The sequence below is a fragment of the Leifsonia sp. NPDC058194 genome (assembly GCF_042883605.1).
In the GTDB taxonomy this organism is placed as follows: domain Bacteria; phylum Actinomycetota; class Actinomycetes; order Actinomycetales; family Microbacteriaceae; genus Leifsonia.
In genome coordinates this window covers 1213352-1235776 of sequence record NZ_JBHVVL010000001.1, presented here as the reverse complement: position 1 = coordinate 1235776, position 22425 = coordinate 1213352, and the positions used below count along the sequence as shown (strand labels likewise).

Here is a 22425-nt window from a genome sequence, read left to right as displayed (position 1 = left end):
TTCGGACAGGACAGCACAGCGCGGCTCTCTGACAGCCGCGCGGGGCCTCCTTGGCGTGAGCCGTCGCCGCTGCGAAACGGCCGGATTTGCACTCGATGTGCGCTCAGGAATCGTCACAGGCTGCAAATTCACAGGTGTGACGGCGGGTGGCCCGCTCAAATGCCCGGAAAGACAGGCCAGATCTGGCCTGTCATCGTTGGCCGGGGAGGGGACGGATTCGGGGAAAAGCAGCAGCGCGCGCCATTTGCGCGCCAAAACGCTCGCCGAACCGGAAGTAATAAGTAGAGGAACTCTTTTCGAAAGGACAAGACCGTCCAGTTTCGGGAAGCCCAAGGCGAGGTTAGCGGGAGGTGAGTGCAGGTGCGAGGCGGAGTAGCCAGATGGAAGCGGGGACAGCAGTCCCACGGCGTCAAGCAAGCGGTCAATTACGCCTTCTCCGGAGTCTGTGACGCCACCCTCACCGCCAAGACCGCGGACGGTGTGATCGCCGCCGTCGGCTACGCCGACGCCGTGATGACCCGGTACATCGTCGAGAACGGCGCCATCCGCGACGACCTCCTCACCCGCCACCAACTCAATGCCTGGGTGGACGGACTCGACCCCATCACCGGCGAACGCCGCGGTCGGGACCTGGAGTCTCCCGTCGCGGACCTGATTCTGGATGCGACAATCAACGCACCGAAGTCGTTCTCGATCGCCGCCATGCTCGACCCCGAGCTGTCCGCCGCATACGAAGACCTCCAAGACCGCCTCCGGGACCGGATTGTGAAGCTGTGGCAGTCCGAGCTCAACGCCCGCCGCGGCAAAGGCGGCGCCATCCGCGAAGACCTGGCCCGGATCGAGGTCGTCGAACTCCGCCACGAACGCTCCCGCTCCCTGGACCCGCACAAGCACCGTCACCTCTGGCTGAACGTCAAAGTCCAAGGCGTGGACGGCAAATGGTCCAACATCGACACCCGGGTCGCGTTGCGGTTCCAGAACGTCATCAACGCCGAAGGCGACCTCGCCTCCCGCACCGACCCCACCTGGATCAACGCACTCGCCGCCAAAGGGTTCACCCTCAACGACGACGGGGAGATCAGCCAGTTGCAGCATCTGGTGCGTCCACTGTCGAAGCGGTCCGCTCAGATCGAAGCCAACAAGGTCGCCCGAATTGCTTGGTGGAAGCAACAGCATCCGGGACAGGAGCCCTCCCACGATGTCCTGAACCAGATCGACCGATGGGCGTGGGCCGCCGGTCGACCCAACAAGCCCGCCGACTTGAACGAGGAGGACTGGGCAGAGCTCATCCAACAAGAACTCCTGACGACGGACCCCGCTCTCCGACAGGAGCGCACCTCAATCGATGTACCCTCAGCGTCGCTCGCGGATCTCGACCTCGAACTCCTCGCCGCGAAAGCCATCGTCGACGCAGACGCCCGATCGACCGGCACCGGTGGACGCTTCAGCATGATGGACCTGCGAGCAGGGACCATCCGTGTTATCGCCGCCACAGGCGTTGTCGCCGAGCGCGCAGAACTGGCGGAGTTAGCTGACCACGTCGTCGCCTCAACACGTGCGCTCACTGTCACCCTGCTCGACGAACCCGATGTCCCTGGACACACCAAGTCCCGGATGGCTACCTCTACCGCAGCGCTGAAGGCCACGATCGCCAGCCGCATCGAAGCGCTCTCGGCACCCGGCGTACCGGCCCCAGTCGAGGAGATCACGGCGATCGCCCACGCCCTCGACCCGAACCGCGTGCTGGACAGCGACCAAACCGACGGAGCCTCCGCCATCGCAGGAACTGCTTCCGTGGTCGCCATCACGGGGGCCGCCGGCACCGGCAAGACCACGATGCTCAAGGTCGCCGTCGCCACGCTTCGCCGCCATGGACGCAACATGATCATCGTCGCCCCCACCAAGAAGGCGTCCACCGTCGCCGGACGCGAAACCAACAGCGCAGCGTCTAGCCTCCACCAGCTCTTGCACGACTTCGGCTGGCGATGGAACACAGGCGCAGCCGGCAACACCGAATGGACCTGCCTCAATCCCGGCGACACCGACCCGTCAACGGGACAGCCGTATCGGGGTCCGCGAACGCGGATTCGTCCTGGTGATCGGATCGTCGTCGACGAGGCCGGCGTGCTCGACCTCGAAGCCGCCAACGCCCTCATCGAGGTGATCCACCGCACCGGCGCGACCGTCGCCGTCGTAGGCGACGACTACCAAGCCCTGCCCGTTGGGCACTCCGGGGCAATGGCACTCTTCCGCCGGTCCGCGTTTGAGAAGATCGAGCTCACCGAGGTTCACCGCTTCCGCGACCCCGAATGGGCAGACCTATCTGCCCGCTTGCGCGACTCAAGCGGCCCCGCCGAATCGAGGGCAATCGCGGAGGAGCTTGAGCGGACAGGGCATCTCAAGCACGTGACCACTGAGGCAGAAGCTCGCGATTCGATGATCACCGCTTGGCTAGAGTCTTCGCGGAAGGCGGAGACAATCGCCCTCGTAACCGCTACGCACGCAGAAGCACAGCAGGTCAGCGAAGCCATTCAGGCTCGACGCATCCAGTCCGGCGAACTCAGTACTCTCCGCTTTGCGCTTGGCCAATCGGGACAGCCACTCTTCGTCGGGGACGTGGTGCAGACCCGCCGAAACGACAACAGCTCTAGTGTCGAGAATCGGCAGAACTGGGTCGTTCGGACCATCTCGGACGAGCACGTCACACTCGCATCGATCAGCGACTCGTCTGCGCTCCGTCGGATCACACGCGACTACGCAAGTTCACACGTCCACCTCGGTTACGCCACCACCGTCTACGGTGTCCAAGGGGAAACCACCGAACGCTCCATCGTTGGCCCGGGCGTCGACGCGGCCGGCCTCTATGTAGGGCTCACCAGGGGACGGGCACAAAATGATGTCGTCGTGATCGCGGGTTCCGCCGATGCAGCCAAAACGGGACTCGCAACAACTATGCAGCGCCAGCTGAGCGAAGAGACGATTGAGAAGTCCCGCGCCGCAGCTCGGCTGGAACTTGGACGAGCCGCGCGAATCGATGCCACAGGTCCGATCACATCAACGGAGTCGACGACGCCAACGATCACGCGCTGACGCTCTAGGGCTATCGCCGTTCGAGGCCGGTTGCGACGATCTCTCTGCCGAGGTAGCTCCTACCATCGAGCGCACTGTCCCTCGCGCGGTAATTCAGGAGTGCGACACCGAGGGCGTCAGCTCGCTGTTGCGCCACCGGCCGCACACCTCCCCTGATGAATATCAGCGCGCGACGTCCATCCGCCGCTGCCAGCTTTGCCGCCTTTTCTACCGTTTCGACCCCCAGGTTTCCGCGGGTGTTGTCGACCCAACCAAGGTATTGAGAGCTATAGAGATCGCACGATTCGCGCGCCGCCCCCACCGAGATGACCGTATCCGAAGCGCCAAGGTAGACCATCCACTCACGGCAAAGTTCTAGTGCTTCCTCATCTGAGACCCCGAACGGTCTGGGCGCTGGTTCTTGAGACGTCACGACTTAAGTGTCCAGCAGGCCCCCGCGGTTGTGACGCACTCCGCCTCTAAACGAAAGCCGTGAGCAGCAGCGCTACCTAAAGACTGCGGCGCCTCGTACGTGATAAGAGTTGCCGGCAACGCTAGCCTTTCGGCAGGAGGGGTGCCTTGCAGATCAGAACGTTTAATTTCCATAAGTCGATTGTTGAAACGCCGACCACAGATGATCTTCCGGGCTTCACGCTCATCACCGGAGAGAACGGGGCTGGAAAGACACACCTCCTGGAGTCGATGCGCGAGCTTGTGACGCAGTGGGTTGACTTCGATTACACGAACCGGCGACCCCGGATGCTGTCGACCGCCGACCTCCAGGCGGTCGATCAGGTTGCCGTCGCGCATGAAACGCACGAGCAGCGGGTGGATATGTTTCGTCAGCAGATCATTGGGCACCTCGCCCAGGTCCGAGGCCGACCGGAAGCGAGAGAACAGCTGACCGCCTTCGTTCTAGGGCAGGGGCTCCTGAATGCTGACGGGTTAAGCCGCCTCGAAATACGTTCGGGTAAGTGGCTGGGCGAATGGACCAACAGCGACTTCGAGAAATTCACCCCAATCGAGACTGGCAGACGCGACCTATTCAGCGTTTTCATGGCGGATATCTTTTCGACGTACACCTACCTGCACACGATCAACGGGTTCAAGCGATTCAGAGCAGAGAAATTCAGCGATGAGGTGGACTTTCTGAAGGAGGACGAGTTCGTCGATTCCTATGGGTCCCCGCCGTGGGACGCGCTCAACGACGTTTTGGCCGACGTGGGGATGCGATACAGATTCGAGCGCCCCGAACCCTTCGTATTGCCGCCGTACCCTCAGCCCCGCCTACTCGACATGGACTCCGGTTTCGACGTACCGCTCACAGAGCTGTCGTCGGGCGAGAAGACACTCCTGACGATAGCGTTGGCCGCGTACTCCGCTGACCATCGACGCCTGGCGATCGAGAAGCCGGCGGTGATCCTTCTGGACGAGCCGGACGCGGCGCTGCACCCGTCGATGGTGAGGAGTTTGCTCCGCCTCGTCTCGGACCTCATTGTCGAAGGCTTGGGAGTGCCGGTGATTATGACCACCCATTCCCCGACCACGGTCGCGCTGGCCGACGAGGCATCGATCTACCTGATGTCCCGCACGGGAAGCCCGAGGCTGGCCAAGGCAACGAAAGACGCCGCACTACGCTCTCTGTTGGTCGGCGTTCCAACATTGAGTGTTCGGGCGGATCATCGTCGGACCGTGCTGGTTGAAAGCCCTGTCGACGAACGGCGGTACTCCCAAATGCATACCCTGCTCGCAGCACGGATCGGTTCCGAGCGGTCCCTCCAGTTCATGGCGGCCGGGGGCAGCGCGAACACGAACGGGTGCGACGCGGTCATCGACCTGGTGGGCAGGCTGCGCAAGAACGGGAACGATCTGGTATTCGGCTTGATCGATCGTGACTACCGGAGCAAGGAACCCGAGACGGCGATCGTATTCGACGGCTCTCGCCACTCAATAGAGAATGTCCTTCTGGACCCGCTGCCGTTAGCACTTCTAATGCTGGAGGACAGACACAAGCGGTTGATCGGGCGGTTCCCGGATATGACGACGACGTCGATAAGACCGGAGGAGGCTCAGGAGCTCGTGAATTGGCTCACAGCGGCGGTCGCTCACGATGATTACGACACCACGGAACGGACGACAGCGTATGCAGACGGGCTCGAACTCCAGGTGCAGGCCTTCTGGTTCGAGCTGCGCGGGCACGACCTGAACGACCGACTTCTACAAGTTTTTCCAGAGCTCAAGTCCCATCGTCAGCTTCTCGGGGACCATGTGATCAGCCACGCCTGGTTCAACCATCCGTGGGCTGTTCCGAGGGCAATTGTGGATGTCTTCGAACGCCTGCTGTCAGACGAGATTTCCGAGCCTAGTTGAGTCCCTCGACGCCCCACCGTGTTCACTTAGAGAGCAAGCACGGAGGCGTATAGTGCCGCCGGGGCTGGCTTCCGTATCAGGAGGTCACGACGGCGGCATCGAAAACAAGGCCACCGACATCATCCTGTGAACGACCCGCGACTCACACCGTCGTACGCCGGCTAGGGCTGATCAGGTGGAGCGGCCGGTCGATGCTGATCGGATGAGGCAAGTGGGCCCTCCGGTAAGAGAGCGGATGGCCTCTGGCTAGATCGGAACACCGTCGCTATTTGACTTTGATACAACCACAGCCTTGAGCCGCTCTGCCTTGCTTGGGTAGCTGGAGGGCGGCCCGAGGTTGTTCTTCCTCATCTGGTCGAGCAACAAACCGATGGCGCCGTCTGTCCAGGCTGGGTCTCCGATACCCCAACGCAGCAGCGGTTCCGCGAGGTAGGTCGAGAAGATGTGTGGATCGAGCCACTGGAGACGTGCGGATTCGATTTGCTGCTTCACCAGTTCGACGTACACCGCGACGGGGGACGTCGTGTCGATGTTTGCGCGGAACAGCGCCGAGTCGGCCTCGAAGGTGCTCACGACTTCGCGCGCACGATTGGCGTTAGCGGTCGGGTTGGCCTGGACGTCGCGGAAGTGTTCGAACGAACGGACGAGCGAGACGGTGAGTTCGCGCCTCAGCGCCGCCGTGTTGCTGTCACGCTGTCGCTTTCGCTCAAGACCGAATACCAAGAGGGTGGTCAATGACGCGATCAGACCACCAATGATTGCGCCGATCAGTCCCGAAAGCAGGTCCATCCGCGCAGCCTAGCGGCCGAGACCTCAGGCGGCTGGCTGCATAAGCTCTGATCGCCCGACGCCCAATGCGAGGGTCAGCGTTGTTGCCGCCGCGGCCCCGAGTGTGCCGGCTTCAGAGCACCGACAGCAATGACTAAAGAGCTCAGGCCAAGGAGCCAAATCCCAAAGCGGTGAGTAAACGGTGAGTTTGGCCAAAAACCATTGACCGGGTAGTCTGGGCGGCAGCCTCACTTCCCAGTGTTTTGCTGGGATTTCAGGTCTCGCGAGTGTAGTTCAATGGTAGAACTTCAGCTTCCCAAGCTGATAGCGCGGGTTCGATTCCCGTCACTCGCTCCACTTGTTCCGGCTAGCGGCCACTCGCATACGCCCCGGCACCTCGACGCGATGTCAGACCAGCTGATCCCACTCCCCTGCCCGGGGCAGCACCCCCGCCATGTCAGGATGGGACGCGTGCCACCGGACGGGCCGGCGGCCGAGGCGAGCCGTCCGGCGGGGCGGAGGACGGCGGGGCAGGTGGGAGTCCGCGTTCGGAACCGGCGGCAGGGTCGGGCCGGAAGACTGGTCGCGACCATCGTCGCGGCCGCGCTGTGCGTGCTCGTCGCGACCGGGGGCGTCCTGAATGCGAACGTCGCGCCGGCGCAGGCCCAGCACGCGGGGCACGCCGAGCGCGTGCCCTCCGCCATCGCCCCCGCCGGCGTCGACGACTTCACCTTCGCCAGTTTCGACGGGGACTACCGGCTGGGCCGCGACGCCGAGGGGCACTCGACGCTCACCACCGTCGAGACGCTGGTCGCGCGCTTTCCCGAGACCGACCAGAACCACGGCATCCGGCGCGAACTGGTCGAGGACTACGACGGCCAGCCGACCGGCCTGCAGGTGGTGTCGGTGACGGATGAGAACGGCACCCCGCGCCCGTACAGCAGCGACTCCGACGACGGGATCCTGTCGCTGACGATCGCGGCGAAGGACTACGTGCACGGCGACCAGACCTACGTCATCACCTATCGGCAGACGAACGTCACCCGCTACTTCCACGACACCGACGACGACGAGTTCTACTGGGATGCCAACGGGACGGCGTGGGCGCAGCCCTTCGACCGCGTCACGGCGACGGTGCACCTCGGCGCGGGGCTGGCGGGAGCCCTGCAGGGCACCGCGTCCGCGTATCGCGGCGCACAGGGTTCGACGGATGCGGCGAGCGTCGAGCGCACCGACGACGGATTCCGCTTCACAGCCCACCAGCTCGGCGCGCGGGAGAACCTCACGTTCGCGATCGGGTTCGCACCGGGCACCTTCACCGCGCGCGCCGACGGGCTCTTCGACACCGGATGGGGCTACGCGGCCGTCGGCTTGCTGCTGCTCTGCATCCTGACGCTGATCGGCGCGATCGTCGTGCGTGTGCGCCTGCTGCGCGACGCGCCGGGGCGCGGCACGATCATCCCCGAGTACGTCCCGCCGAAGGAAGGGCTGCTGCTCGCGGCGGACCTGACCGGGCGCACCGCGAAGGCGGTCGCCGCGCAGACGCTCGATCTCGCCGTGGCGGGCCGGGTGCGCATCCTGCAGACCACCGGATTCCTGGGCCGCCCGAAGTACACGCTCGAACTCGTCTCGACGGAGGCCACCGGCCGGCAGGCATTGCGCGAGCCGCATCCGACGCAGGACGAGCTGCAGTCCCTGCAGGCCCTCTTCGGCGACACGGTCGCCCCGGGCACGACGCTCGAGCTCGGGTCGTCGAACCCGCGGGTGGCGCGCGCCTTCACCGCCCTGCTGAAGCGGGTGCACAAGGACGCCACCGGCTACGGCTACCGCACCACCGGCCCGCGCGGACCGGTGCGCGCAGTGTTCTTCACCGGGCTGGGCGCAACCGTGCTGGCCGTCGTCAGCTCGGTGCTCTGCATCGTCGGGGTCTACGGCGGCGGGGTGCCCATCGCGATCCTGATCGGCTCGGCCTTGCTCTTCGTCGGCACCGCCATCCTGCTGTCGCACGCGCCGCTGACCAGCACGGGGACCGCGCTCCGGGAGTACGTGGACGGTCTGCGGATGTACGTGGAGCTCGCCGAGGCCGATCGCATCCGCTACCTGCAGTCGCCTCAGGGGGCGGAGCGCGTGCCGGTCGCCGCCGACGACCCGCGCGAGATGCTGAAGCTCACCGAGCGCCTCCTGCCGTGGGCCGTGCTGCTCGGCGAGGAGAAGAAGTGGCTGGCCGAGCTCGGGAGGTTCTACGAGCAGACCGGCCAGACGCCCACCTGGTACGCCGGACAGACGGCCTTCAACGCCGCCGTGCTGTCGCAGATGGTCAGCGGGATCTCCTCCAGCACCACCATCGCGAGCAGTTCGTCGTCCGGCGGCACCGGAGGCGGCGGGTTCTCCGGCGGGGGCGGCGGCGGAGGAGGCGGCGGGGGCGTGTAGCCCGCCGCCGCTAGAGCATCCCGGTCAGCACTCCCCCGTCCGCGCGGAGGGCCGCGCCGTTCGTGGCGGAGGCCAAGGGGCTCGCGAGGTACGCGACCAGGTGTGCGATCTCGTCGGGCGCGATGAAGCGCTCGAGGAGGGAGGTGCGGTTCTGGCCGATGATCGCCTCCTTCATCGCATCGGCGGGGATCGACTGCGCGGCCGCGATCGCTTCGACGGTGGCGGCGACGCCGTCCGAGTACGTCGGGCCGCCGAGGACGGTGTTGACCGTGACAGCCGTGCCGCGCGTCCGCTTGGCGAGGCCGTTGGCGAGCGCGAGCATCGCGGCCTTCGTGACGCCGTAGTGGATCATGTCCGCCGGGACGTTCACGCCGGACTCGCTGCTGATGAAGAGGACGCGCCCCCAGCCGCGTTCGAGCATCCCGCCGAGGAGGTGGCGCGACAGGCGCACGCCGCTCATCACGTTGACCTCGAAGTAGCGCCCCCACTCATCGTCGTCCACGGCCTCGAAGTCGGCGAGGCCGAAGAGGCCGACGTTGTTGACCAGGATGTCGACCGGTCCGAGCGCGCCGAGCAGCCCCTCCACCTGTGCGGGATCGGCGAAGTCGGCGACGAGGCCGCGCGGCTCCGACCCCGGATGCTCGCGACGCAGCCGCTCGACGGCCGCCTCCACGCGCCCGGCGTCCCGGCCGTTCAGCGTCACGCGCACGTCTTCGGCGGTCAGCGCCGAGGCCACGGCGTACCCGATGCCCTGGGTCGATCCGCTGATGAATGCCGTCCTGCCCTGCAGTCCGAGGTCCATGCCGTCTCCTGTCCATGCGGACGCCCGCAGCGCCCGTTCACTTGCTCAGGCACGTCAATGTACGCCGATTGACTTGCTTGAGCAAGTCAGGAGCGCCTAGGATGGTGCCATGTCGTCACCCTCGGACCAGGCCGCGCTGAGCGGGCAGAAGCTGAGTGGCGAGAAGCTGGAGGCGTGGGCATCCCTCGCCACTCTGCTGGAGCGCCTCCCGGCGGCTCTCGATGCCCAGCTGCAGCGAGACAGCGACATGTCCCACTTCGAGCACGGCGTGCTCTACGCGCTCGACACCGCACCGGATCGCACGCTGCGGATGAGCGTGCTCGCGGGATACGCGAGCTCCACGCTCTCCCGGCTGTCCCGCGCCGTGACCCGGCTGGAGAAGAAGGGCTGGGCCCGTCGCGTCATCGACCCGACCGACGGACGTTTCACGCTCGCGATCCTCACCGATGCAGGCCACGACGCGGTCGCCGCATCGTCCCCCGGGCACGAGCAGCTCGTCGAACGGCTCGTCTTCGACGCGCTCACGGCCGCGCAGGTGCGGCAGCTCACGGCCATCAGCCGGCGGATCTCCGAAGCGATCGACGCGGCACCGGCCTGGCGGCCACCGGCTCCCTGACGAGCGGTCGCCGGGTACGGGACCTCAGCGCGCGTACGTGACGTGGACGACGCCGCTCTCGGCGATCTCCGACGTGACGGTGTAGCCCAGGTCGAGGTCGCTCAGGCCGTCCCAGAGCCGGGTCCCGGCTCCGATGACGATCGGGGTGACGGCGACATGGAGGCGGTCGACCAGCCCGGCGGCCAGGAAGTCGCGGGCGAGGGTCGCACCCCCGCCGACGCGCACATCCGCGTCGCCCGCCAGCTCCTGGGCGCGAGCGAGAGCGGCCTCGGGAGTGGTCGCGAGGAACTCGAACCGGGTGCCGTTGTCGAACTCGAGCGGTGCGCGCTCGCGATGCGTCAGCACCAGCACCGGGTAGCCGAACGGCGGCTCGTCGCCCCACCAGCCCTTCCAGTCGGGGTCGTCGGGGTAGGTGTGGAGGCCGAACATCCCGGCGCCCATGACCTCGGCGCCGATGCCCTCGAAGTAGGCGGCGGCGTAGCGGTCGTCGACGCCCGTCGTCCCGGCGCCGGTGGTGTCGTGGAAGACGCGTTCGCGGAAGGTCCGGGTGGCGGTGTAGTGCTCGACGAGCCGCCCCCACTCCGCGCCCATCGGGTCCTCGGGAACGGCGACGCCGTCGAGTGAGATGTTGAGGTCGATGCGAACGGCCATGGAAGCCTCCTGGGAGTTGAGCGGACGCACCCCAACCTGACAGAACGGCGCGAGCGGGTCAACCGCCTCCCTGCTGCGGCACGCGGATCGTCAGCGCGTGGTGCTGGACGCGCAGGCTCGCGGAGACGACCGAGCCGTTGGGGTCGCCGTCGAGCTGGATCTCCTGCGGCTCCGTGAAGCGGACGCGGAGGGTCTTCGCCTGCGCGAAGAGGATGGCACGCGGCTTCGGCGTGAGTCGACGGATGAACCGGCCGAATCGCGTGCGGTGCAGCACGCGGTTGAAGGCGAGACGGTAGCCGATGTTGGTCCAGCCTCCCCCGCCCTTCGGGCGCATGACCACGGCGTCGAGCAGGCCGTCGTCGATGACCGCGTCCGGGATGAGCAGCATCCCGGCGGTGAGGCTGCCCGAGTTGCCGACGATGACGGTGTGCGCCCGCATCGCGACGTCGGGCTTGTCGTCCAGCCCGTAGACCATGTCGAACCGGCGGTTGCCGAGGATGCTGCGCGCGATCGGGTCCGAGTACGCCAGCCAGCCGATCCGCTTCTTGAGCTTCTGGTTGGTGTGCGCCGCCATGTGCGCGTCGAGCCCGATGCCGGCCATGACGAGGAACGCGCGCTCCTCGCTCTCGCCGTCCGCCCGCTCCAGACGCGCGAAACCGAGATCGATCGGCCGGCCGTGGCCGCCGAACGCCGTCGCCGTCGCGGACCCGAGGTTGTTCACCGGCAGGCCGAGCTCACGCGCGAACAGGTTGCCGGTACCGGAGGGGATCACCCCGATCGGGATGCCCGACCCGGCCAGGACCGCGGCGGCGGCCCGCAGGGTGCCGTCCCCGCCCGCGACGACGATCAGCTCGGGGGAGGTCGCGGCGGCGCGTTCCACCGCGTCGCGGCCGTCATCGTCCGCGCTGGTCTCGAACCACGCGGATTCCGCCCAGCCGGCCTTCGCCTCCTGCGCGGCGATCGCGGTCTCGAGCGCGGACATCCGCACCTTGCTGGGGTTCACCACGATGGCGGCGCGCGGCCGGCGCAGCGGTCCGGCGGAATCGGCGCTCATCCGCCCAGGCTACGCGCGCCGCCTCCGACCGGACTGTCAGAGGTTCGTCTGCTGCTCGAGGAAGTCCGGGTACCGCCCGCCGACGATCTCGGCACGATCGGAGGCGTCGGTCAGCCGGTCCACGTCGTCCGCCGTGAGAACCAGGTCGGCGGCGGCGATGTTCTCCTCCACGCGATGCGCTTTCGTGGTGCCGGGGATCGGGACGATCCACGGTTCGCGAGCCAAGAGCCAGGCCAGCGCGACCTGGCCCGGCGTGGCCCCGTGGGCCGTCGCGACGTCGGTGACCATGTCGAGGAGGGACAGGTTGTGCGCCAGGGCCTCCGGCGCGAAACGGGGGATCTGCGCTCGCAGGTCGTTGCCGTCCTCGAAGGTCGTCGTCGTGTCGATCGTCCCGGTGAGGAAGCCTTTGCCGAGCGGGCTGAACGGCACGAACCCGATGGAGGCGGCCGCGCAGACGGCGAGGACGTCGTCTTCCGGGCGTCGCCACCAGAGCGAGTACTCGCTCTGCACCGCCGTCACGGGTGTGACCGCGTTCGCCCGTTCGATGGTGGCCGCCGACGCCTCGGAGAGACCCCAGCCGCCGATCTTGCCCGCTTCGATCAGTTGCCCGACGGCGCCGGCGAAGTCCTCGATGGGAGCCGCCGGGTTGACCCGGTGCTGGTAGTAGAGATCGATGGAGTCGGTGCGCAGCCGGCGCAGCGACCCCTCGACGGCGGCAGCGAGCTCATCGGGGAGCAGCATCCTGCCGCGCGGGGTCCGCGAGACCGGGTCGATGTCCTGCGCGTACTTCGTGGCGATGACGACGGAATCCCTGACGGGTTCGAGCGCCTCCCCCACGAGCTCCTCGTTGGCGTGGGGACCGTAGATCTCGGCGGTGTCGAAGAAGGTGACGCCGCGGTCGACGGCTCCCCGGATGACCGCGATCATCTCGTCCCGGTCGGGGCGCCCGCTGTAACCGCCGGTCATCGACATGCAGCCGAGACCGATCGCCGAGACCTCGAGCCCGTCCGCACCCAGTGTCCGCTTGCGCATGGTCGCTCCTCCTCTGTCAGTCCGCGTCGCGCGGTGTGATCGTCGCGGTCGCGGAACGCGGATCGTCCCGGACCGCAGGGATGTGCAGCTCCTCCTGAGTCGCCGCCCAGCTCGAGAGGAGCCGCATGGCGTCCTCCGTGGGGGTCCCCGGCTCGGCCAGGTACACGTTCAGATGCCAGCCCGGCGTGCCCGGGAGCTCGGTCCCCTCGAAGAGGAACTCGAGGTCGCCGACCACCGGATGCAGGAACCGCTTCACGCCGGTGACATGGCGGCGAACGTTGTGGTCGCCCCACTTGGTGCGGAACTCGTCGCTGCGGGTCGAGAGCTCGCCGATCAGATCCTGCAGGTCGCGGTCGTACGGGTCACGGCCGGCCTCCACGCGCAGGATGGCGACGATGATGTCGGACGCGACATCCCAGTCGGGATAGAAGCGCTCGGCGCTCTCGCGGTGCAGGAAGGCGAAGCGGGCCAGGTTCACCGGACGCTCGGGCACGGCCGCGTACGCCTCGACGTGCACCGCGCGAGCGAGCAGGTTCGTGGCCAGGATGTCCATCCTCCCGTTGCGGATCAGCGCCGGGCCCCCCGTGACCGCGTCGAGCAGGAGCTGGAGGGACGGCCGCACCGTCGTGCTCCGGGACCGTGCGCGCGGGCGACGCGACGGCGACCCGTTCGCGGTGCGCGCCAGATCGAACAGGTGGTCGCGCTCGGCCTCGTCGAGCAGGAGCGCCGACGCCACCGCGTTCAGGACGGACTCCGACGCCCCGGCGAGGTTCCCCCGTTCGAGCCGGGAGTAGTACTCGACGCTGACGCCGGCCACGATGGCCACCTCGGTGCGGCGGAGGCCCGGCACTCGACGATTCGGCCCGGCGGGCAGATCGACCTGCTCCGGCCGCACCTTCGCCCTGCGGGTCGTGAGGAACTCACGGACCTCGTCGCGGTTCTGCGTGCTCATGTCCCCACCGTACGAGCCGATCGGCCTCCGTGGGGTGCCCTGCTGGAACACCTCTCACCGGGGACTCCCGCCCGTCGGTGCTCCGCCGCGGCGGGGCGACGGGTGTCGCCCTCGTCCCGCCGCGACGGTGTCCGTCGTCCGGGTCAGCCGTGCCGCGGGGTCCGGCGGCGCAACCGCGTGGCCGCGAGGCCGGCGGCGCCGGCGACGAGCAGGCCGAGCGCCCACAGCATCCCGGTGCGCTGGTCGGAGCCCGTGCTCGCGAGACCGGCCGCACGCGGCGGGTCGATCACGACGGCGCAGGCCACACCCGGGTCGCCGCAGCCTCCCTCGCCGGTGGACGGCGTCCACGGCCCGGGCGGCGTGGTGACGGTCGCCCGGTTGGTGGTGTCGAGGGGCTGGTCGAGCACGGTGGTCACGGTGAAAGTGGTCGATGCTCCGACCGCCAGCGCCGGGATCGTCCAGGTCAGTCTGCCGGCCGAGGCGGTGGAGCTGGGGCTGGTGCTGATCACTCGGAGGCCCTTCGGCAGGAGGTCCGTGACCGTCGCGTTCACCGCGTCGATCTCGCCGTCGTTGGTCACGACGATCGTGTAGACGATGGTGTCGCCCACCGACACCGAGGGCCGGTCCGCGCTCTTCATGATCGACAGGTGGCCGACGTCGAAGCGGTTGGTCACCGTGACGGTGGCCGCCGAGCCGGACGGGATCGTCACCGTGCCGTCCGCCGGGTCGAGGGTTGTCTTCGTCGCGAGACCCGCATCCGTCTCGTCCACGGAGCAGGAGGCGCCCGCGATCAGACCGTCGATGGTGGCGGTGTACCCGTTCGCCTTCGACAGCGTCAGGGTCCCGTCCGTGCCGAGGTCCACGGGCGTGGTCACGCCGTCGACCGGGTAGGTGCAGGTCACCTGGACCGTGAACGGCCCGGCACCGAACAGGGCGACGCCGGAGCCGACGCGCTTCTTGTCGATCGTGAGCGACCCGGTGTCGAACGTGTTGGTGATCGTCACGGTCGCCGGGTCGCCCGCGGGGACCGTGACCCCGGCGGCCGGAGCGATGGCGACCGAGGTCGCGCCGCCCGAGGCCGTCTCCGTGGTGTAGCAGTGCGCGCCCTGGATGAGGCCGGTGACCGTCGCCGTGTAGCCGTTCGCCTCGTCGAGCACGACACGGCCCGCATCGGGCAGCGGGATGGTGAGGGTGACGCCGTCCTTGACCCAGGTGCAGGTGAGCTGGGCGGTGAACGGCCCGGCTCCGTAGGTCGCCGCGCCGTCGCCGGTGCGCACCTTCTCGATCGTGACCGAGCCGGCGGAGAAGGTGTTGGTCACATCGACCGTCACGTTCTGGACGCTGCCGTCGAGGTCGCCGGGGATCGTGACGGACGGCTGGTCGACGGTGCTGCCCGTCGCGCCTCCGGTCGCGGTCTCCTGCACGTCGCAGACGGTGCCCGCCGGGTACACGCCCGGGATGGTGACGGTCTCGCCGCCGCGGATGGTCACGTCGCCGTCGAACAGCGTCTGGTCCCCGTCGTACACGCAGGTGGCGTGGACGGTGAAGGGGCCGGTGCCGTAGTCGCCCGCGGCATCTCCGTCGACCGTCTTGGCGATCGTCAGGGTGCCTGCGGCGTAGTGGTTGTTCACCACGGCGGTGTCGCCGCCGTCCGCGCCCGTCAGGATGACCGTGGTCGAGTCGCCGGTCGTCTCCGCAGCGCCGTCGAACGTGATGCCGACGTGGTTCGGAGTGGTCGCGGCGCCGTCGGCGTCGGTCTCGCTGATCACGCAGCTCGCTCCCACCGGGAGGCCGGTCACGGTGCGCGATGCGCCGTCGGCGAGCGTGAAGGCCGCGTCGCCCGCCGCGAGCGGGATCGGCGTGCCGAGCGCGCTCGTGCAGACCAGCGTCATCCCGAACGGCCCGAAGGAGCCGGCGGTCGCCGCGGTCTCGACGTGCTTGGTGACGGTGAGCTGGGTCGTCGCGTAATCGTTCGCGATGGTCACGCTCTGACCGGCCGGGACGGCCGCCGACGCGTCGGCCGCGGTCGCGATGACCACGCTCTCCGGGCTGACCGTGCGGCTGGACTCGCCGTACGACCCGGCGGCGCCGTGCTCGGTGACCGCGCACGAGGCGCCGACCGGGATGCCGTCGACGCGGGCCGTGTACCCGCCCGCCTTGCTCAGCGTCACCGACGAGGCGCTGCCGAGGGCGACCTTCACGCCGTCGATCGTGCAGGCGATGTCGGCGACGAAGCTGGTCGGCGCGTATTCAGCCGCCGCACCCGTGATCGTCTTGCTGATCTGCAGCGGGCCTCCGGTCAGGATGACGCCGGACTTGATCGGCTCCTGCGGTCCCGCCGGCTGCGAGCCCGACACGTAGGTCGGGTAGAAGCCGAACGAGTTCCAGGCGCGCACGCCCGTGACGGGGGCCGTGACGGGGGCGCCGTTGTCACCGGCGACGGTGGTCGGGACGTTGGTCGTCGAGTAGGTCACCTTGAGGGAACCGCCGGCCGGGAGGACCGCACCGGGGGCGCCGGAGAAGTCGAACACCAGCTTGACCGCGGTGACCGCGGCAGCGTCGACGGTCGTGCCGACCGCGCTCGACGGCAGCCACGAGCCCGCCGGGCAGGCGGCTGCGCCGGGGGTGATCTCCTGGGTGCACGGCGTCTTGGAGGTGGTGACGTACCAGTCCATGCGGGTGCCGTCCTCGCCTCCCGAGCTCTGGAAGGCCAGGTCGCCGTTGAACCGCGGCGTGTAGACCGAGCCGCGCAGGGAGGGGTCGACCACGCCGACGTCGCCCGGGTAGGGGAACACGTCGATCGCCGTGAGGTTCTTGGCGGCGACGTTCCCGCCGTTCACCATCTCGAGCTTCCAGTGGTCGGTGTCGCCGATCGCGCTGACGGCGGCGCAGGGGTAGCGGTAGTAGCCGTCGGCGTCCGAGGTGCACGGGAGGGCCGGGTTGTTGATGTTCTGCGCGGCGCCGCTGTCGGAGCGGACGCCCTTCGAGGCGGTGAACGAGCCCTGCGAGAGGGTCGTCACGACGTTGCTCGTCGAGCAGGTGTTCGCGGCGAACGTGACGGGACGGCCGTTGCCCGGGTTCAGCGCGGTGCAGACGCCCGAGGTCAGCGTGCGGTCCGTGCTGACGCCGAAGCGGTTGGTCGCGACGCTGCCCGGCGCCAGGCCCGGCTTGATCTGGAGTGCGATCGTGATGCTGTAGGTCTCACCGGGGGCGAGCTGCGATCCGGCCGGCCAGGTGAAGCGGATCGTCCCCGCCGCCTGGTCGTACGTACGGGTCACCTTGGTCGCGTCGGTCGGCAGCGTTCCTCCGGTCGAGGTGCTGAAGATCGGCACGTTGGTCGGCACGTAGAGCAGCGAGCCGTCGGCCGGCAGCGTGTCGGTCACGACCGGGTTGGGCAGGTAGCCGGTGCCGGTGTTCTTGAAGCGCAGGGTCCAGTTGACCTCCCTGCCGGAGGCGGCCTGACCGGGGCTCGTCTTCTCCACCGCGATGGCGGCGGTGCCGGGGTTGACCGTGAACGTCGCCGTCGCCTTCGCCTGGGTGGCGTGCACCTCGTTGTAGGCGGCGTCGGCGAGCACCGTGTCAGTGATGGTCCCGGTCGCGGTCTCGCCGGGCATCGGGGTGCTGACCGCGGTCGACGCGACCGGTCCGGACCCGTCGCGCAGCAGCGAGCGCAGGCTCACGCTCAGGCGCACGTTGTCGGCGTTGTTGGAGGCGGCGAAGCTGGAGCCGTCCGCCTTCGTGAACGTGAAGCGGAGGCCCGTGACGTCGGCCGCCGCGGTGCCCGCGGGCAGGGAGGCGGTCGCGATGGTGGTCGCGGTGCCGAGGTGCCAGTTCGCGGCGGCGCCCTGACCGGTCTGCGCGTCGATCGTGACGCGATCGGCCCCGGTGGGCACGTTCGGGATGGCGAAGCCGGTGAGGGTGAAGGCGTTCCAGAACGTGGGCGCCGAATCCTCGATGACGAGCGTCTTCGGGGCGATCGTGCCGGTCGCCCGGGCGCGCAGGTTCACCTGGATCGGGTTCGTCGGGTTGGCCTGCAGGGTGCTGGTTGGCGTGAAGGTCTTGGCCGTGGCGACCTGGAGGTTGCCGTTCGCCAGCGTGACCGTCGCGCTCTGCGTGTCCGCGGCCTGCACGGTCGGGTAGACGTCGTCGTGCAGGGCGCCGTAGACCGTGTTGACGAAGGCGCCGGCGGTCGGCGCGGCTCCCGCTGCACGGCTGGTCGGCCGCAGCTGCGTCGTCAGCGTGATGGTCGCCTTCTGCCCGGGCGCGATGGTGGCGCCGGTGCCGTCCGCGCCCTGCGCGTTGGTGCCGCGCAGCAGCACGCTGACCCCGACCACGTCGGAGAGCTGGGCCGCCGTCATCGCGACGGCCTGCGCGATCGTGTGCGTGGTGGTCGAGAGCGTGCCGTCGGCGGCGCGGTGCTGCAGGGAGACCACGCTGAGCGAGGTCTGCACGCCGGCCGCGGAGCCGAGATCGATCGCGAGCTTCGTCAGGTTCAGCTTGTCCAGCGGGTTGGCCGCCGGGTCGTAGGCGCCGAAGACGCAGGGCGCCGTGGTGGCCGCGTTGGTGCAGTCCGCCGGGTCGCTGAGGCGCAGTTGCCAGGTGCTGCTGGTGGAGGTGTTCGCGATCGTCGTCGTGTAGACGGTGCTCGGGTACGAGGCGGCGGGCACGTCCGGCTGCGGGATGACGAGCGTCGTCGGGTTGGCCGTCTTCGTCACCTTGGTGGTGAAGGTCGGGTCGATGATCGTGACGTGGTCGGACGCGGTGCGCTCGAAGGGGTCGCCGGTCACCGGGACGCCCTGCACGAGCACGGTGTTGTCGACCGCACCGGGCGAGCCCGCGATGTTGTACTCGCGGGTGCCGGTGACCCAGTCGGTGGCCGTGCTGCCGCGCACGGTGTTGCGCAGCTTGAGGTCGAGGTGGATGGTGCGCGCGTTCGCGTCGGCGCCCGGGAAGGCCCCGGCGGAGGCGCTGGCGACGCCGCTGCCCACGGTCGGCGCGGTCGGGTCGGCGGTCGCGGCGATCGCGGCGGCACGGTTCGGGCTCTCGACGAAGGTGAGGCGCACGCCCTGGGTCGTGCTGCGCTCGGCGGTGCTCAGCGTGTAGCCGGGGAAGGTCCCGTCGCACGCGTTCGCGCTGGTGCACGCCTTCGCGGTGATGTCGTTCCAGGCGGTGCCGTCGAACAGCTCCACCTTCGAGACCTTGTCCCAGCGGATCAGCGGGTCGTAGGTCGCGCCTCCCGTGGAGGTCGGAGTGATCGCGTCGATCCGGACGAGATCGAAGGCCGAGAACACGCTGCTCGAGACGGGCGACGGGGTCGCCGGGTCCTGCACGGCCATCGAGCGGATGCCGGTGGTCTGGGTTCCCCAGCCGAGGGTGACGCCGGTGGTCGTGCCGGACTGCGCCTGCAGGACCTTGGTGCCGTCCCACGACTTGCTCGCGATCAGGGGGCCGGGGCCGCCGTCGGTGGCCTGGACGTTCGCGCTGGCGCAGTCCACGGCCGGCTTGCTCGTGATCGTGGCGCCGCCGTTCACGTTGCCGCTCGCGCTGCTCACGGAGCAGTTCTCGTAGGCGGTGAGCGCCGGGTAGGTTCCCGGGTTGGTCGGGCCGGTGCCGTCGCGGAGGGTGCCGCGGGCGACGAAGACGATGCCCGGCTTCACATTGGTGGCCTGGCCGAATCCGGCCGGGTCGGTGAAGGTGAAGCGCAGCCCGCGCACGTCGGAGTGGCTCGTGCCGCTCGGGAGCACGTCGTCGAGGACGGCCGAGTAGCTCTTCGCCCCGGAGGTCGCGTCGACGGTGGTGAGCGTCTTCCAGGTGGTGCCGTCGGTCGTGTACTCGATGGTGAGCTTCGAGCCCGCGGGAACCGACGTGGGTGCGATCGCGGTGGCGTCGAACGCGTTCCAGTAAGGCGCGGCAGCGGTGTCCTGCGGTTCGGTCACGACGATCGTGTCCGGGCGCACCGAGCTGGTGCCGGAGGGGGTCTGCGCCGAGAGCTGGACGAGGCTGGCACCGCCCGGGATCACGGTCTGCGGGGTGATGGTCTTGTCGAGCGTCAGCATGACCTCGGGGAAGTAGACCTCGAGGTTCGCCGTCGCGGCGTCCTCGGCGGTGCCGGCCGCGTTCGTGCCGGTCACCGTCGCCGCGTTCGGATAGGTGACGAAGCCGGAGCCGGCAGGCCCGGCATCCGTCGTCGTCCCGACCCGGAACGGCAGCGTCGCCGTCGCGCCGGTGGCGATCGTGCCCGTGTAGGTCACGGTGAAGGCGGTGATGTACTGCCCGGGCGCGAGCGTGGGCGTGCTGGGGACGCCGGAGGAGGAGGTGAACGACGAGTCCGCGGGGGCGGCACCGGTGTTGACCGACCACGAGACGGTCGCGCCGGTCGCGCCCTCCGGCCACGCGGATCCGGAGGCGAAGCCGCCGAACGAGATCTTGTCGGAGAAGAACGTGCCGGTGCCGGGCTCGCGCACGGACAGGCTCGTCAGCGCACCGGTCGAGGTGTTCGTCGCGGTGAGCGTGGCGGTCGTGGACTGACCGGCCGGGAGCTGCTGGACGCTGAAGCTCTTGTCCGCCGAGACGCTGACCGTGAGCGGCGCGATCTCCTGGGACGCGCTCGCGGGAGACGAGGTGGCGTCGCCCTTCGGCGTCGCGATCGTGGAGGTGATCGTGTTGACCCGGGTGCCGCCGGCGACGAGCGCGGCGCCGGTGTGCCGGTCGGTCGCGCGCTGGGCGAAGACGATGCCGGCCGACCCGTGCGCGCCCGGGGTGATGGTGGGGCCGCCCTGCGACGAGCTGAAGACGATCTTGAGGCCGATCACGTCGCCCGCGGCGACGGTGGCGGGCAGGGCCGGGCTGGCGCCGACCGGTCCGGCGACCTCGCCGCCGGCCGTCACGGCCACGATCTGCACCTGGTCGGCGCCGTCCGGGAAGGTCACGTCGCCGAAGCCGGCGAAGTCGTAGAAGTCGAAGACGCCTCCTGCTGCCGAGGGGTCGGCCGGCTCGGAGATGGTCAGGGTGCTCGCGTCGATGTTCGACGCGCTCGCCGCCTTCAGGGTGGCGGTCGACTGCTCGCCGGCGGTGTACTGCGTGGCGGCGGGCGTCCAGGTCTTGGAGGCCGTCGCGCTCAGCACGTCGGGCACATGGACGGTCACCGGGACGGAGGCCTGCACCGTCGCCGCGTTGGCGGCCGTGAACGTCGCCGTGTTCGTGAGCGCCTTCGCGTCGTACGACTTGGCGATGTCGTCCGGCACCTTGACGATGAACTGGACCGTGCCGGTCGCGCCCGCGGCGAGCCCGGTGCTGGCCGGGGTCGTGTTGGGCACCGCGTCGCCGAAGACGACCTTCAGGGTGCCGCCGTCGACCGTGACCGTGCCGCTGCCGCCGACGACCGTCGGCGTGCCGACGACGGTCAGCGGCGCCGGGATGGGGTCGGTGATCGTCGCGTCCACGCAGCCGGTCGTCGTGGACGAGCAGCCGAAGTTCAGCGTGTAGACGAACTGCTGTCCGGGCTCGACATCCGTGACCGTGGTCGTCTTCGACAGGTTCAGGACGCCGGAGCCGAGGTCGTCGGCGTTGGCCGCCTGGACACCGATCGCGGAGGTGCCGAGCAGCACGAGGGCGAGCACGGCGGCGACGCTCGCAGGCGTCCGCAGAGTGAGTCGGGCGGCGGTGTGACGGCCGCGCGGGCGCGCAAAAATAGCGCGGATTCGGGTAAGCAAGACAGTCCCCCAGGCAGGACGAAGGATCCCAGTCCGCTCGACACACGATCCGGGTAGATCGACGGGTGTCGGTTCGGGTAGCGGCTCGCCGGTCGGGTCCGGTGAGAAATCCTTCTTCTCTTTCCTATCGGAATTTCGATCACAGCTGTAGCGGATCGATCACCCCATTGCAGGGGCCAGTCCGTTGCTTGGGGGACTATCTTGTACCCCGAATGGGGAAGCGGTGCGGGTCGAGCGAGGCGGGTCAGGCGACGGAGGAGGTGCCCCGCAGCTCGGCGATCTCGCGTCCCGACCGGCGGGCGCCGGTCTCCGCCTCGGCCTTCATCGCCTGGGCCGTCTCGGTGAACGCATCCAGCGCCGGGTTCACGCCGACGAGGGTGAACGGGCGCTCCACGACGCGGAGGTCGAGCCCCCACACGTCCGCCAGCACGCGGCGCAGCCACCGCGTCGAGTGGTCCCAGCCCTCCTTCGGGCTGCCGGGGTTGTAGTTGCCGCCGAGGACGGTGACCAGCGTGGCCGGCTTGCCCTGCAGCGCCGTGCCCTGCGGATTGGTCCGCGGGTCGGTGTACGCCAGGTCGAACCAGGTCTTGAAGTGCTGCGAGACGCCGTAGTTGTAGAGGGGAACGGCGAAGAGCAGCGCCTCCGCCTCCACCAGCTCGTCGGAGAGCGCGGCGGCCAGTTCGATCGCGGCACGCTGGTCGGCGGTCCGGTCGCCCTCGGGGGTGAATCCTCCGGTCACGGCGTTCTGCCACGCCGTGGCGGGGATCGGGTCGGCGGTCAGGTCGCGGCGCACCACACCCGAGTCCGGGTGGGCGGTCACCCACTGCTCCTCGACGAGGTCGGCCAGCGCACGACTGGCGGAGGTTGCGGGGAACAGGCTGGCGTCGAGGCGGAACAGCGACACGGGGGGGATCTCCTATCGTCTTTTCGTAGTCACTCTGTTTTTCAGAGTGACTACGCGAACATTAG

At 68.8% G+C, this 22425-nt stretch carries 12 protein-coding genes and 1 tRNA gene; 5 read left to right on the top strand and 8 right to left on the bottom strand.

The features are described 5' to 3' along the window. The first annotated feature begins 480 nt into the window (after window positions 1-480). Entirely contained in the window at window positions 481-3090 is a 2610-nt protein-coding gene (locus ACFVU2_RS05980; RefSeq protein ID WP_387872092.1) for an AAA family ATPase, read from the top strand. 558 nt (window positions 3091-3648) lie between these two features. Further along, on the top strand, window positions 3649-5439 hold the full coding sequence (locus ACFVU2_RS05975; protein ID WP_387872091.1) for an AAA family ATPase: 1791 nt from the start codon (window positions 3649-3651) through the stop codon (window positions 5437-5439). A gap of 246 nt (window positions 5440-5685) precedes the next feature. Here the strand turns inward: ACFVU2_RS05975 and ACFVU2_RS05970 are convergent, their stop codons facing one another. After that, window positions 5686-6228: a hypothetical protein gene (locus ACFVU2_RS05970; protein ID WP_387872090.1), complete on the bottom strand. Its 543-nt coding sequence runs from the start codon at window positions 6226-6228 to the stop codon at window positions 5686-5688. A gap of 262 nt (window positions 6229-6490) precedes the next feature. On the opposite strand from ACFVU2_RS05970, the gene ACFVU2_RS05965 reads away from it, so the two are divergent. Both ACFVU2_RS05965 and ACFVU2_RS05960 read left to right on the top strand, forming a co-directional pair. Then, window positions 6491-6564 (top strand) — tRNA-Gly (locus ACFVU2_RS05965). A 177-nt stretch (window positions 6565-6741) separates the two neighbouring features. Continuing rightward, window positions 6742-8637 (top strand): DUF2207 domain-containing protein, encoded by a 1896-nt coding sequence (locus tag ACFVU2_RS05960; RefSeq protein WP_387872089.1) that lies wholly within the window; start codon window positions 6742-6744, stop codon window positions 8635-8637. A gap of 10 nt (window positions 8638-8647) precedes the next feature. Here the strand turns inward: ACFVU2_RS05960 and ACFVU2_RS05955 are convergent, their stop codons facing one another. Further along, window positions 8648-9439 (bottom strand): SDR family NAD(P)-dependent oxidoreductase, encoded by a 792-nt coding sequence (locus tag ACFVU2_RS05955; protein WP_387872087.1) that lies wholly within the window; start codon window positions 9437-9439, stop codon window positions 8648-8650. A 109-nt stretch (window positions 9440-9548) separates the two neighbouring features. Between ACFVU2_RS05955 and ACFVU2_RS05950 the strand changes: the two genes are divergently transcribed. Continuing rightward, window positions 9549-10055, top strand: coding sequence for a MarR family winged helix-turn-helix transcriptional regulator (locus ACFVU2_RS05950; protein WP_387872085.1), 507 nt, complete (start codon window positions 9549-9551; stop codon window positions 10053-10055). A gap of 24 nt (window positions 10056-10079) precedes the next feature. Here ACFVU2_RS05950 and ACFVU2_RS05945 read toward each other — a convergent pair whose 3' ends face one another. The 6 genes from ACFVU2_RS05945 to ACFVU2_RS05920 all read right to left on the bottom strand — a co-directional run bounded on the left by ACFVU2_RS05945 (window position 10080) and on the right by ACFVU2_RS05920 (window position 22360). Then, a complete protein-coding gene (locus ACFVU2_RS05945) occupies window positions 10080-10706 on the bottom strand; it encodes a dihydrofolate reductase family protein (protein WP_387872083.1) in 627 nt (208 codons plus the stop codon). Window positions 10707-10764: 58 nt separating this feature from the next. After that, a complete protein-coding gene (locus tag ACFVU2_RS05940) occupies window positions 10765-11760 on the bottom strand; it encodes a diacylglycerol/lipid kinase family protein (protein WP_387872082.1) in 996 nt (331 codons plus the stop codon). 36 nt (window positions 11761-11796) lie between these two features. Further along, window positions 11797-12792, bottom strand: a complete 996-nt coding sequence (locus ACFVU2_RS05935) for an aldo/keto reductase (protein WP_387872081.1) — start codon at window positions 12790-12792, stop codon at window positions 11797-11799. Window positions 12793-12808: 16 nt separating this feature from the next. Further along, the gene (locus ACFVU2_RS05930) at window positions 12809-13744 is read right to left on the bottom strand and encodes a helix-turn-helix transcriptional regulator (RefSeq protein ID WP_387872080.1); all 936 of its coding nucleotides are present in this window, start codon (window positions 13742-13744) and stop codon (window positions 12809-12811) included. A gap of 143 nt (window positions 13745-13887) precedes the next feature. Further along, window positions 13888-21363 (bottom strand): DUF5979 domain-containing protein, encoded by a 7476-nt coding sequence (locus ACFVU2_RS05925; RefSeq protein WP_387872079.1) that lies wholly within the window; start codon window positions 21361-21363, stop codon window positions 13888-13890. A gap of 337 nt (window positions 21364-21700) precedes the next feature. Next, window positions 21701-22360: an FMN-dependent NADH-azoreductase gene (locus ACFVU2_RS05920; protein ID WP_387872077.1), complete on the bottom strand. Its 660-nt coding sequence runs from the start codon at window positions 22358-22360 to the stop codon at window positions 21701-21703. Window positions 22361-22425: the final 65 nt, after the last annotated feature.